This is a genomic window from Pedobacter sp. Leaf41, assembly GCF_001422545.1.
Classification (GTDB): domain Bacteria; phylum Bacteroidota; class Bacteroidia; order Sphingobacteriales; family Sphingobacteriaceae; genus Pedobacter.
Genome location: NZ_LMLE01000007.1, coordinates 325163 through 337245, shown reverse-complemented (window position 1 = coordinate 337245; position 12083 = coordinate 325163). Strand labels below are relative to the sequence as shown.

The 12083-nt window shown below is 35.6% G+C and carries 15 protein-coding genes; 6 read left to right on the top strand and 9 right to left on the bottom strand.

The window, feature by feature from the left end; genetic code table 11:
- The first annotated feature begins 45 nt into the window (after positions 1 to 45).
- The gene (locus tag ASE92_RS11880; RefSeq protein WP_056850314.1) at positions 46 to 702 is read left to right on the top strand and encodes a protein-L-isoaspartate(D-aspartate) O-methyltransferase; all 657 of its coding nucleotides are present in this window, start codon (positions 46 to 48) and stop codon (positions 700 to 702) included.
- 68 nt (positions 703 to 770) lie between these two features.
- Here the strand turns inward: ASE92_RS11880 and smpB are convergent, their stop codons facing one another.
- Complete coding sequence (gene smpB, locus ASE92_RS11875) at positions 771 to 1220, bottom strand: SsrA-binding protein (protein WP_056850421.1); 450 nt, start codon at positions 1218 to 1220, stop codon at positions 771 to 773.
- 219 nt (positions 1221 to 1439) lie between these two features.
- On the opposite strand from smpB, the gene ASE92_RS11870 reads away from it, so the two are divergent.
- Positions 1440 to 1919, top strand: a complete 480-nt coding sequence (locus tag ASE92_RS11870; protein WP_056850313.1) for a redoxin domain-containing protein — start codon at positions 1440 to 1442, stop codon at positions 1917 to 1919.
- Here the strand turns inward: ASE92_RS11870 and ASE92_RS11865 are convergent, their stop codons facing one another.
- Positions 1920 to 3782, bottom strand: coding sequence for an Nramp family divalent metal transporter (locus ASE92_RS11865; protein WP_056850312.1), 1863 nt, complete (start codon positions 3780 to 3782; stop codon positions 1920 to 1922).
- Positions 3769 to 4431 (bottom strand): metal-dependent transcriptional regulator, encoded by a 663-nt coding sequence (locus ASE92_RS11860; RefSeq protein ID WP_056850311.1) that lies wholly within the window; start codon positions 4429 to 4431, stop codon positions 3769 to 3771. Before ASE92_RS11860 ends, ASE92_RS11865 begins: the two co-directional genes overlap by 14 nt.
- 126 nt (positions 4432 to 4557) lie before the next feature.
- Between ASE92_RS11860 and ASE92_RS11855 the strand changes: the two genes are divergently transcribed.
- Positions 4558 to 5028: an Lrp/AsnC family transcriptional regulator gene (locus tag ASE92_RS11855; protein WP_056850310.1), complete on the top strand. Its 471-nt coding sequence runs from the start codon at positions 4558 to 4560 to the stop codon at positions 5026 to 5028.
- A gap of 71 nt (positions 5029 to 5099) precedes the next feature.
- Here the strand turns inward: ASE92_RS11855 and ASE92_RS11850 are convergent, their stop codons facing one another.
- The 3 genes from ASE92_RS11850 to ASE92_RS11840 all read right to left on the bottom strand — a co-directional run bounded on the left by ASE92_RS11850 (position 5100) and on the right by ASE92_RS11840 (position 7025).
- Positions 5100 to 5753: an alpha/beta hydrolase gene (locus tag ASE92_RS11850; protein WP_056850309.1), complete on the bottom strand. Its 654-nt coding sequence runs from the start codon at positions 5751 to 5753 to the stop codon at positions 5100 to 5102.
- On the bottom strand, positions 5753 to 6433 hold the full coding sequence (ung, locus tag ASE92_RS11845) for a uracil-DNA glycosylase (RefSeq protein WP_056850308.1): 681 nt from the start codon (positions 6431 to 6433) through the stop codon (positions 5753 to 5755). Before ung ends, ASE92_RS11850 begins: the two co-directional genes overlap by 1 nt.
- A gap of 73 nt (positions 6434 to 6506) precedes the next feature.
- Entirely contained in the window at positions 6507 to 7025 is a 519-nt protein-coding gene (locus tag ASE92_RS11840; protein ID WP_056850307.1) for a thioredoxin family protein, read from the bottom strand.
- A gap of 116 nt (positions 7026 to 7141) precedes the next feature.
- On the opposite strand from ASE92_RS11840, the gene ASE92_RS11835 reads away from it, so the two are divergent.
- On the top strand, positions 7142 to 7681 hold the full coding sequence (locus tag ASE92_RS11835) for a DUF2892 domain-containing protein (RefSeq protein ID WP_056850420.1): 540 nt from the start codon (positions 7142 to 7144) through the stop codon (positions 7679 to 7681).
- A 500-nt stretch (positions 7682 to 8181) separates the two neighbouring features.
- A complete protein-coding gene (locus ASE92_RS11830; protein ID WP_056850306.1) occupies positions 8182 to 8736 on the top strand; it encodes a pyridoxamine 5'-phosphate oxidase family protein in 555 nt (184 codons plus the stop codon).
- 87 nt (positions 8737 to 8823) lie between these two features.
- Here the strand turns inward: ASE92_RS11830 and ASE92_RS11825 are convergent, their stop codons facing one another.
- The 3 genes from ASE92_RS11825 to ASE92_RS11815 form a co-directional block, all read right to left on the bottom strand.
- The gene (locus ASE92_RS11825) at positions 8824 to 9036 is read right to left on the bottom strand and encodes a hypothetical protein (RefSeq protein ID WP_056850305.1); all 213 of its coding nucleotides are present in this window, start codon (positions 9034 to 9036) and stop codon (positions 8824 to 8826) included.
- A gap of 100 nt (positions 9037 to 9136) precedes the next feature.
- Positions 9137 to 10846, bottom strand: coding sequence for a lysine--tRNA ligase (gene lysS / locus ASE92_RS11820; protein ID WP_056850304.1), 1710 nt, complete (start codon positions 10844 to 10846; stop codon positions 9137 to 9139).
- Positions 10847 to 10958: 112 nt separating this feature from the next.
- Complete coding sequence (locus ASE92_RS11815; protein ID WP_056850303.1) at positions 10959 to 11417, bottom strand: MaoC family dehydratase; 459 nt, start codon at positions 11415 to 11417, stop codon at positions 10959 to 10961.
- A gap of 429 nt (positions 11418 to 11846) precedes the next feature.
- On the opposite strand from ASE92_RS11815, the gene ASE92_RS21180 reads away from it, so the two are divergent.
- Positions 11847 to 12053: a hypothetical protein gene (locus ASE92_RS21180; protein ID WP_157255724.1), complete on the top strand. Its 207-nt coding sequence runs from the start codon at positions 11847 to 11849 to the stop codon at positions 12051 to 12053.
- Positions 12054 to 12083 lie beyond the last annotated feature (30 nt).

Genomic DNA, 12083 nt, shown 5'->3' with positions numbered 1-12083 from the left:
TCTTTATCTTGTATCACCGCTTTAAAAAGCTAATTTTGAGACTTCATGGCCTATAAATTTGTTGATAATTACCGAGAGCGTGGTGCGAGAAAGAAGTTGGTTGAACTCCTAAAATCTCGCGGAATTGAAGATGAAAACGTACTAAAAGCAATTGGCAAAGTACCACGTCATTTCTTTTTCGATGAGACTTTTTGGAATCAGGCTTACAAAGATATCGCCTTCCCAATCGGTGATGGACAGACCATTTCGCAACCCTACACTGTTGCCTATCAAAGTGAGTTACTACACATTAAGAAGGGTGATAAAGTTTTAGAGATTGGAACAGGTTCCGGATACCAGACTTGCATTTTAATGGAACTTGGTGCAAATGTTTTTACCATCGAAAGACAAGAGAATATTTACAACAGAACGATTCAGGTATTGCCTGGTATGGGCTACAGACCCACATTTTACTGTGGAGATGGTTCAAAGGGAATTGCAAAACATGCTCCTTACGATAAAATAATTGTTACCGCTGGTGCCCCACTTGTTCCAGAAATTTTATTGAAACAATTAAAAATTGGAGGTATTTTGGTTATTCCCGTTGGAGATGAAAGCACGCAAAAAATGGTTACCGTTATTAGAGTAAGTGACACCGATTACGATAAAATAACATTAGATACGTTTAGATTTGTGCCTTTGGTTGGCGATCAAGCATGGTAAACAAGCTGCGAGTGATGAGTTGAGAGTTCGGAGTACTCAAAACTACAAACCCTAAACTCCTAACTCAGTTATCTCTTCAATGCTCTATCTAACTCACGTTTAGTATCTCTATCCTTAATGCTATCACGTTTATCAAATTCCTTTTTACCTTGCGCCAATGCAATTTCCATTTTAGCGAAACCTCTTTCGTTAATGAAAATCCTTAAAGGCACTATGGTATAACCCTTTTCTTCACCCTTAAGACGAAGTTTTCTGATTTCTTTTTTCTGAAGTAGCAATGCTCGATCCCTTTTTATATCATGATGATAAAAAGAGCTATGGCTATATTCAGAAACATGAAGATTTCGGACATACAAAATTCCGCCTATGAACATACAAAATGCGTCCGTCATATTGGCTTTACCTTGTCTAATAGCTTTTATTTCTGTTCCTAAAAGTGCGATACCTGCCACATATTTATCAAGTAAATTATAGTCAAAGTAAGCTCTTTTGTTTTTTATATTGATATCGTTTTTCAAAGTTAATTTGTATTTCTGGGTAGATGTGCTTCTACATTTAAAAAACAGCAAACTGCTGGGTTGCAAATATCTTAAAATTTGATGTTATAATTTCGTTTTTATTTATTTCGTTGCCAGCTATTAATAACACTCCTTTATCTTCATCTGTTTGTAAAAGCTGAAGGTTATCTCTATTGCTTACAAAAATTATTATTTATGTTTGATTTTTAAAAGCTATTTATGAAATTTCGAATCCTTTTTTTAGCATTATCTTTTCTCTTCTTCTCTCATCTAAAAGCACAGCAACCTACAATTTTACCACAATTCACATTTTTTAAATTGGATGGTAAAGCATTTTCGAACAAAAATCTTATTCCAGGCAAACAGAACCTGTTTATGCTTTTTGATGTTACCTGCGAGCATTGCCAAAGAGAAACTAAGCTACTCGGTGCTAATTATGCCCAATTTAAAAACGTAAATATATACATGATTACCTTGGATGAGGCTTATATCATTCCACAGTTTTTTAATACTTATGCTAAAGGTTTGAATACAAAACCAAACGTTACCATTCTTCAAGATAAAAATAAACTTTTCATTCCGTTGTTTTTGCCAAAGATGTATCCTGCTATGTATTTGTATTCTCCAGCAGGAAAACTTTTACTTCATCACTCGGGTGATGGAGGAATTAAAAACTTAATGAAGGTTATTAAAAATTAGTTATCTAATAATTAATACGGGAATATTCACTTTGTGCCTCACCGAATCTACTGTTGTACCAAAGATTAAATCTTTAAGTCCTTTGTGACCATGAGCACCCATTACTAAAAGTTCCAGTTCGTTTTTATTACTAATATCTGCGATTTCTTTAGCTGTGCTTCCAAAACCTATAAATGGCGTTGAATCATAACCCAAGTCTTCTAAATTAGCTTTGTATTTTTCAAGGTTTTCCCGGTCACTCTGGGTTTCGTGGTCCATAACTTCTTGGCCGTGATATCTGGCGGCTGCTGTTTCTACTACGTGGATTAGGTGATAGTGAGCATCTTTTCCACCTTGAATAAGTGCGTGTCGGATGGTATTCCGGTCATTTTTAGAAAAATCTACCGCAATACCAATTTTGGAATAGCTAATCTTATCAATTTTCCCAATGTCCAAAGCATTACCATGCGGAACCATTTGCCTGTTTCTATTTTTTTCTTCGATCATCGGATGAAAAAACACATAAAGTAGTAGAAACACAATAAATATTAAGGCTGGAACAATAATTACATAAATCCACCAGGTATTGGCTTCTTTGGTCCAGCCGCTTATTTCTTCGACTACTAGTTTGACATTTAAGGCAATGATAGCTAATGCACTCGTCCAAGCCAATACCTTGACCCATGTTTTTATCGCAAAATCTTTCATCAGTTTCTTGTCTGATGTAAAATGGATTAAAGGTATAATCGCAAAACCCAGCTGCAAACTTAACACCACCTGACTCAAAACCAGAAGGCCACCCAGAGCATCATCGCCATAATGAAGAATAGTAAAAAATGCTGGAATGATTGCCAATAATCGGGTAATCAATCTTCGTAACCAGGGCTGAATTCTTAGATTGATATGTCCTTCCATAATAATCTGACCAGCCAAAGTACCCGTAACAGTAGAGCTTTGCCCTGCGGCAATTAAAGCAATTGCGAAAAGAGCTGGCGCAACATCACCAAAAATATTTGATAATAATTTGTGGGCGTCTTGAATTTCTGCAACTTCGTGTAATCCATTCTTATAAAAAGCAGCTGCAGCCAATATCAAAATCGCCGCATTTACGAAAAAAGCGAGGTTCAGTGCAACTGTAGTATCGATTAAATTAAATTTTAAGGCTTCTTTAATGCCTTTATTTGTCCGTTCGATTTTTCTGGTTTGAACCAGTGAAGAGTGTAGATATAGGTTGTGTGGCATTACCGTAGCGCCAATAATGCCAATAGCAATGTATAAAGCATCGCCCCCTAAAATAGAAGGTTCGAAACCTCTAACAACTTCTTTTAATGAGGGTTCAACAATAAACATTTCCACCAAAAACGATATTCCAACGATAAAAACCATTGAAACGATAAAACCTTCCATTGCTCGCATTCCTTTGTTAAGAAGAAATAAAAGCAATATGGTATCAAATATGGTAATTGAGATTCCCCAAATTAATGGTAAACCAAAAAGTAATTGTAAACCAATTGCCATTCCAATAATTTCAGCTAAATCGCAGGCAATGATAGCGGTCTGCGCTAATCCAAATAAAGGTATATTTGCCCAGCGTGGGTAAGCATGTTTAGAGGCCTGTGCCAAATCTAATCCTCTAACAATGCCTAAACGAGCACTTAACGATTGAAGTAAAAGTGCTATAAGATTTGACATGAGCAATACCCATATCAGTTGATAGCCAAATTTACTACCACCTGCTAAATCTGTGGCCCAGTTTCCTGGGTCCATATAGCCAACGCTTATTAAATAAGCTGGGCCAATAAAAGCTAAAATGCGACGCCAACCTTTTCTTTTGTCTGTGCTTACACTTTGGTGTACCTCACTAAGCGATTCAGTTTTTGCCATTACTGCTAATTAAAATATGCTTTGCCACTTCTCTACTAATATTAATTTGTTTGTCTAAAATCAAAATTTCTACAGAACCATCGAAATCGGTAACATCATTAATTTGAATTTGTTTGCCCAAGGTTAATCCCAGTTTTTCAAGATGTTTAAGAAATGCCGAACTGTGTTGACTAACACCAGTAATTGTTCCTGAATCACCGATTTTCAATTCGATCAGTTTTGTAAACTGAGTTTTTGCAAACCTTCCATTTTTATCTGGAATAGGGTCGCCATGAGGATCTGATTTCGGGAAACCAAGAAATTCATCTAACCGTTCGATTAATGCAGTTGATTTAATGTGTTCTAGTTCCTCGGCAACATCGTGCACTTCATCCCATTTGAAATTAAGCTTATCAACTAAGAAAACCTCCCAAAGCCGGTGTTTGCGCACAATATCAATAGCGGCGTTCCTTCCTTTTTCTGTCATGGTAACGCCTTGATATTTAACATAATCTATAAACCCCTTGTCTGCAAGTTTCTTAATCATATCCGTTACGGATGCGGGTTTAGTCTGCATTTGCTCGGCAATGGCATTGGTTTGTACATTATTGGTATTTTCTGCTAAATGATAAATGATTTTAAGATAATTCTCTTCGGTAAAACTTTGCATTTATATTTATCTAATTAAATTTTTAGGTAAATCTAAAAAAAATATTTTAAAATATATTAGATAAATTTTGTTAAAATTTAGAATATAATTTGGTTATGTTTGTGTTCTCAATACCTTTGAACTAATATGGCATCAGAATTAGATAAGATCGATTTTAAAATTTTAAGAATCTTACAAGAAAACGGTAGAATTACCAACTTGCTTTTATCACAAGAAATTGGTTTATCGCCGGCACCAACTTTGGAGCGTGTTCGTAAATTAGAAATGGCTGGTTTTATTAAAAGCTACCATGCTTTAGTAGACGAAGAAAAATTGGGTTTAGGGATTAAGACTTTTATTCAAATTCAACTTGATTTCCATAAAAACAATACCATTCAGATTTTTCTTGATGAAGTAAACCAAATTAAAGAAATTACTGAGTGTCACCACGTAACGGGCCAGGCAGATTTCCTTTTAAAAGTTTATGTTAAAGACATTAAATCTTATGAACGATTGATTATGGAAAAAATCAGCAAAATTTCTGTGGTTAAAACTTTTCAAACCATGATGATTATGTCGACAACAAAGAAAGAGCCTATAGTTCCTTTGGAATATTAATCTCAAAACCCTGGAGGAGTTTTTCTAGCCATTGTCATCTCTATTTTGATTTTTATCTGGACGGGACAATCTTATGCGTTGATGATTAATTTATTGATGATCTCCGAAATTTCGGCTGCATTTTGATAAACCATCAAGTGGGTTCCGTTTTCAATTACAAAATCGGGGTTAGATTTTCTTGAATACAAAATTTTATCTTTCGTGCCGTGAATGTGGTATAATCGTTCAGGTATTAAATCGTTTCTCCAGCTTAAAATACTTCCAATTGCCCATTTTAGGAATCGTCTATCGGTATCGTTAATAATCTTTGTTAATAATTTCGCTTCAGCATTTGATTGCGTACCAAAAAAGAAGTTCTGGGTAAGCCTATTTGACGACTTTATCAACCATGACGGAATTATTTCAACCAACTTTAGCTTACTTGCAAACTTATAAAGAGGAGGTAACGTATTACTTTGAATGGTACTCGAGATTACAATTGTAAGAACCGGATTTAGAATTTTAGCGATCTCAACCGCAATCATTCCGCCAAAGGAAACGCCAACCAATGCAAATTTTTCCGAAGTATCTATTATTTCGCTTAACCTTTTGGCATATTCAGACAGCAATTCTTTCCTTAACGGATTGATCCATTCAACATGGATGATATTAATGCTTCGGTGTAATTTTAAACGAGAAAATATACGTTTGTCGGCGCCTAATCCGCTAATGAAATAGGTATTCATTAAGTAGGCAAATTCCAGTCGATTGGTTTCAGATTATTCTGAATCAGCAGCTGGTTTGTTTTTGAGAATGGCCGGGAACCCAAAAAGCCAGTATGTGCTGAAAAAGGAGAGGGGTGAGCAGAAGTTAAAACATAATGTTTTTTTTGATCAATTAGAGTTGCCTTTTGTTGCGCATATTTCCCCCAGAGTAAGAAAACCACATGTTCTAGTTTCTGAGAAATGGCCTTGATAATTTCATCTGTAAAAACTTCCCATCCACGATTCTGGTGTGATCCTGGTGTAGATGCTCTGACCGTTAATGTCGAATTCAATAGTAAAACACCCTGTTCGGCCCAGTGGGTTAGATGACCATGATTAGGAGCCTTGAACCCTTCGATATCGTTTTCCAGTTCCTTATAAATATTTTTTAAAGATGGAGGAACAGATACGCCTCGCTGAACAGAAAATGATAAACCATGGGCCTGGCCTGCTCCGTGATACGGATCCTGACCCAGGATCACCACCTTTACCTTATCGAATGGAGTGGTGTTCAGCGCATTAAAAATATCTGCGTTTTTAGGATAAATGTTAACACCCGCGTCCTTTTCAGCTTTGAGGAAAGACTTAAGATTTATCATATACTCTTTTTCAAATTCCTGCTCTAAAACAGATAACCAACCAGGTTCGAGTGCTGCAGACATGTATTATTATTAAATTTTTAAGAGTTAGTAATTGCGTTATTGGAGGTAAAACCAAAACCCGCACGCAAAAGTTTTATGATTTCTTTTTATAGATTTCCAGCAAATCTGCTTCAAGTGTTGTTTTAGGATGTTCAACTATTCTACCCAATTCTTTTCCTTTCTTATCAAAAACGATAAACGTAGGTACTCTTTGGATATCTAACCCGTCAATAATACCGTTTTCTGCTTTCTTGTTTCCATCAACAGCAATTATTTCTACATTCTTTTCTTTGAAGTGAAGCGCATCTAAAACTTTGAAAAAATTAGGAACATTTACTTTGCTATCTCCACACCAGGTACCAAAAACAATTTTGATCTTCTCGTTCTTAACCAGCTTTTTTAATTCAATCAGTGTAGCCGCGTCAGGAACATAAGCCGCATAAATTGGATCGTACATTTCCTTAAATTCTGGGAATGTGGTAATACCTTCCCTTGTACACACATTTATTAATACATCTTTATTTTTAGCTTGATCGTGAATTTTTTTGTTAATTTCTTGAGCTGAAACGTTCATGGCAAGTGCGATTAGGGTTATAGATAAGAGAATTTTCATATTAATTTGAAGAATTGTTTAGACTGTGAAATTTTTAATGAAATTATCGTTTTAAAATCTAAATTATGCCATTTAAAAACGATATTTGCAAAAAAAAAATAATTAGAATAAATTTTATGCCAAATATTATCAGATTAATTGCGGGGGTTGCTTTACTGGGTGGCGCAGTAGCTTTATTTATTTTCGGTTTTTGGCCATGGGGAATTGTGGCTATTTTATTAGGGCTAATTATATTGGTAACCTTCTTTTTTAACGAAAACATGCTTTTAGCACAGTGGTTTTTAAGAAAAGACAATATGCCAAAGGCAAAGGCTTACTTAGATAGAATTACAAATTATGAAAAGCAGTTGATTAGGGTGCAACATGGTTATTATAATTTACTTGTTGGTTTAATTGAAAGCAGAACTGCTCCATTAAAATCAGAAAAATATTTTAAAACTGCTTTGAACCTGGGTATGCAGATGGAACATAATGTTGCCTTGGCAAAGTTAAGTTTAGCTGGAATCGCAATGGCTAAACGCAATAAACGTGAAGCGACAATGTATTTAGCAGAGGCTAAGAAAGCCGATAAAAATAAATTATTAGCCGATCAGATAAAACAAATGAAAGATCAGATGGGGATGATGGACAAACAACAGCAAGTTCGTTATAGATAAATTCCCGATATTGAAATAAATCAAAGCCGATGAAAATCGGCTTTTTTTGTGCTTAAAAATACAGCAAGTAAAGTCATAATCTAAAAAGTAATTTAGGTTAGTCGAAATTATTTGATATTTTGGAGAGAGTATTATCAAATGGATGAGGGTCCGCACGAACCGCTATTGGTAGGGATAACGTACTTTGTAGTGGTATTGTAGCTTATTGTACAGCGATTAATAGTAGGTGAACTGGCTAAGAAGGTTCTTTCTGTCGAAGAGGTTTAGCCTCCTTTTGCAAGGCCTGCTTTCAGAATTTGAGTGGCTGAAATCAGGTTTGTGTTCGCTAAACCTGGAAAGAACGGTTATACTTTTGTTGCACAAATTTTAAATAAACGATAGCCGCTCGCAAAAAGATATTAGTGATAGCAGGGCGAACGTTGATAGTAGCAATTACATTGCTTTGCAAAATTTAAAACTAAACTTGCATTCTTATTGTAGTAAAGAGAAAAATCTATACTATGGCAACATCACAAGAAGGAAGTACTAACAATACTCAGGAAGAAGATAATATTAAAGATTTAGGTGGCAAAGAAGCAGTTGAAAAATTACGCAGCCTTGCTGAAAAGGCAGAAAGTTGCTTTTTTTGCACCAATATTAAAACCGGAGTTCCTCTATCAGTAAGGCCAATGGCTATTCAGCAGGTTGATGATGAAGGAAATATTTGGTTTATGAGTATGAAAGACAGCCATAAAAACGACGAAATAGCTACCGATCCGTTTACACACTTACTATTCCAGGCGGGTGCACATTCGGGCTTTGTAAACATTTATGGCATTTCTGAAATCAGCAGAGATCAGGCTAAGATTGATGAGCTGTGGAGTCCATTTATTAAAACCTGGTTTCAGGGTGGGAAAGAAGATCCAAATATCACCTTGATAAAAGTGATCCCATCTGAAGGTTATTATTGGGACACTAAAAACGGAACAGCCGTGGCATTTTTAAAGATGGCAGCCTCTGTTATTACAGGCAAAACCATGGATGATTCGGTGGAAGGTACGTTGGATATTGATTAGTAGGGTTAAAAGTGAAGGTTAAACGTTGAAAGTGTCTGAAGCCATTAATAACGCAGAACCTGTAACTCGTAACAGGTAAATCATCAGCTATTTATCGTCTAAACTATCATATCCTTCTAGTTCTTCTCTTTGAGATCTTTTACTCAAAATATCATCTTCTTCATTTTGAATTTTAGAGAAGAATAGGGCTTCGGCTTGTATTCTTTTGATTAATTGGCGGACAAGGGTTAAATCAAATGCATCTTTACTCAGTTTTATGCAGTACTCTCTTTCGTTGATTTCTAAGCTTGAAGTATTCATAAGGCAATCTTTTTCTATTGATTGCTGTAAATATAGAAAAGGCTTGCTAAACAATTGTTAGCAAGCCTTTTAAGTTTTTGTTATGTTTATGTTAAGGTTTTTATTTATGCGATAAAAACAAACCTTCGTCGGTTTTAGTAACTTTTAAAACTCCTTTACCAGTGAGACCTTTAAGGGTGGTATCCCACTTTTTGTTGCTCCAGTCTGTAAGTTTAGTCTTAACATCTGTCAATAAGACTTGTTCATCTTCTTTTACCAAGGCAAATAATTCAGTTTCTTCCGGAGATAATTCAATCTTCTTTTTCTCAGGGCGCATTTGTGGGAAGAATAATACTTCCTGAATGGTGCTTTGGTTGGTCATTAACATTACAATTCTGTCGATACCGAAACCTAAACCTGATGTTGGCGGCATACCATATTCTAAAGCACGAACAAAATCTTCATCCATGGCCATTGCTTCATCATCACCACGATCTGCTAGCGTTAATTGATCTTCAAAACGTTCTTTTTGATCGATAGGATCATTTAACTCTGAATAAGCATTTCCGATTTCTTTACCATTTACAAAGATTTCAAAACGTTCTACTAAACCAGGAGCAGAGCGGTGCTTTTTTGCTAACGGAGTCATTTCGATAGGATAATCTGTGATGAAAGTAGGCTGAATGAGATTAGCTTCTACTTTTTCACTAAAAATCTCGTCTACTAATTTACCACGACCCATGGTAGAATCTGTTTGAATGCCCAAAGTTGCACAGGTTTGAAGCAGCGCTTCTTCATCCATTGAAGAAACGTCAATTCCTGTATATTTCTGAATTGACTCGTACATGGTTAATTTCTCATACGGTCCTTCGAAATTGATATCGTTGTCGCCCACTTTAACCACCGCTGAGCCGTTGGTTGCAATCGCTACTTTCTCTAAACATTCTTCAACCATAGCCATCATCCAGATATAATCTTTATAGGCAACATATATCTCCATTGAAGTAAATTCGGGGTTATGGGTACGGTCCATTCCTTCATTACGGAACATTTTACCGAATTCATAAACCCCATCGAAACCGGCAACTATTAGTCTTTTTAAGTACAACTCATTTGCAATTCGCAAATAAAGCGGCATGTCTAAAGTATTATGATGGGTAGCAAAAGGACGAGCGGCTGCACCTCCGTGAATTGGTTGAAGAATAGGCGTTTCTACTTCCATCCAGCCTTGCTCATCAAAATAGTTGCGCATGGAGTTAATTACTTTACTCCGTTTGATGAAAATTTGTTTGTAATCTGGATTGACGGTTAAATCAACATAGCGCATTCTATAACGCAATTCCGGATTCGTAAATCCATCGTAAACATTGCCCTCATCATCTCGTTTAACGATAGGAAGGGGACGAAGTGATTTCGCTAATACTTTAAATTCGGTAACGTGGATAGAAATTTCACCAGTTTGAGTAGTGAAAACATAGCCTTTAATTCCAATGAAATCGCCAATATCCAAAAGTTTTTTGAATACCGTATTGTATAATGTTTTGTCTTCGCCTGGGCAAAGTTCGTCTCTTTTTAAATAGACCTGAATACGGGCAGTAGAATCTTGAATTTCGGCAAAAGAAGCAGCGCCCATGATGTTACGCCCCATAATACGACCAGCCAAACTAACCGTCTTATAAGCAGTTTTATCCTTTTCGTAGTTCTTCAATATATCAGCAGCACTTACATTTACATCATAAGATTCTGCAGGATAAGGCTCGATGCCTAACGCTCGTAATTGTTTTAGCGACTCACGTCGTAATATTTCTTGTTCTGATAATCCTATACTCATTTCAGGTATTTTTTGCAAAAGTAACAATTTTGCAAGATGTTTAATAATAGTATTTACCTCTCCTAGAGCAGAAAAGATTTATACCTTTTTATTCTTCCTGTTGGAGTTGCTTTTAATTGAAATGATAAAGAAAAACCACATTTCCGGTATAGGCTGTTTTGGTTTGGCCTTTAATATCAAGATTCGCTTCGATTACCACTTTTGTAATGCCTCTTAAATCAGATATTGCAATCAATTTCGCCCTTAATTGAACTTCATCATTTACTAAAACAGGTTTGTTAAATTTAAATTTTTCAATCCCGTAGTTAACTTCCATCTTAACATTTTGAATGTCAGCGATTTGTTTCCATAAATAAGGAATAAGAGACAAAGTTAAATAGCCATGAGCAATAGTAGAACCGAATGGTCCTTCATCCTTAGCTTTCCGCTCATCACAATGGATCCATTGAAAATCTAAAGTTGCCTCGGCAAATTTTGTGATTTGTTGCTGATCTATTTTGTGCCACTGAGAGCTGCCAATTTCTTTTCCCAAAAATGATTCGTACTCTTTAAAACTATTGATTATAACCATATTCACTTCCGTCGCATTTACAAGAGTGATGTGAATTACATTACTCTGACAGTTGAAAGGTAGCTAATTTTTCAAGATTTTGGAGAAAATTTAACTTTTAACATGTTTTATTTATATCATTGATATAAAATCTAAGTTGATACTCTTTGGGTTATTGATTCTATCGCTCAATATTTACGGACAATCTGGAAGTAGAAAAGAAATTGTTTCCTATATCAATAAAATTCTTACTCAAGGTGTGAATATAAAGTTTAACTCAAGCGAGGATCGATCTCCCATTACAAACGTTAAATTCATCGACAGGAAAAATCTCGTAATTTTAGCTCTTTATGAATTTGATGATTCAGAAAATAGCCGTGGAATATTGTTTCAATTTAATCCTTCTGAAATCTTGTCGGTTGAAAATGTTTTGGGATCGAGTCAAACCCAATGCGTATCATACGCCTGGTTTTCCCAAGTAGTGCTGTTAAGTACAGCTATTCCTGGAGAGTCAAAAAAAAGCAGGATTGGTTCTTTATGTTAACAGAATGTGTTGAAGTTCCTTATCTCTGGGTTGATGAGATGCAGTACAACAATTTAGTGCAGGCTTTCAAAAATCTCCAGATAGATTATAGAAACGCAAAAAATAAAAGTTAATTAAGTTACCACATGCTCAGTCGTCAAGTG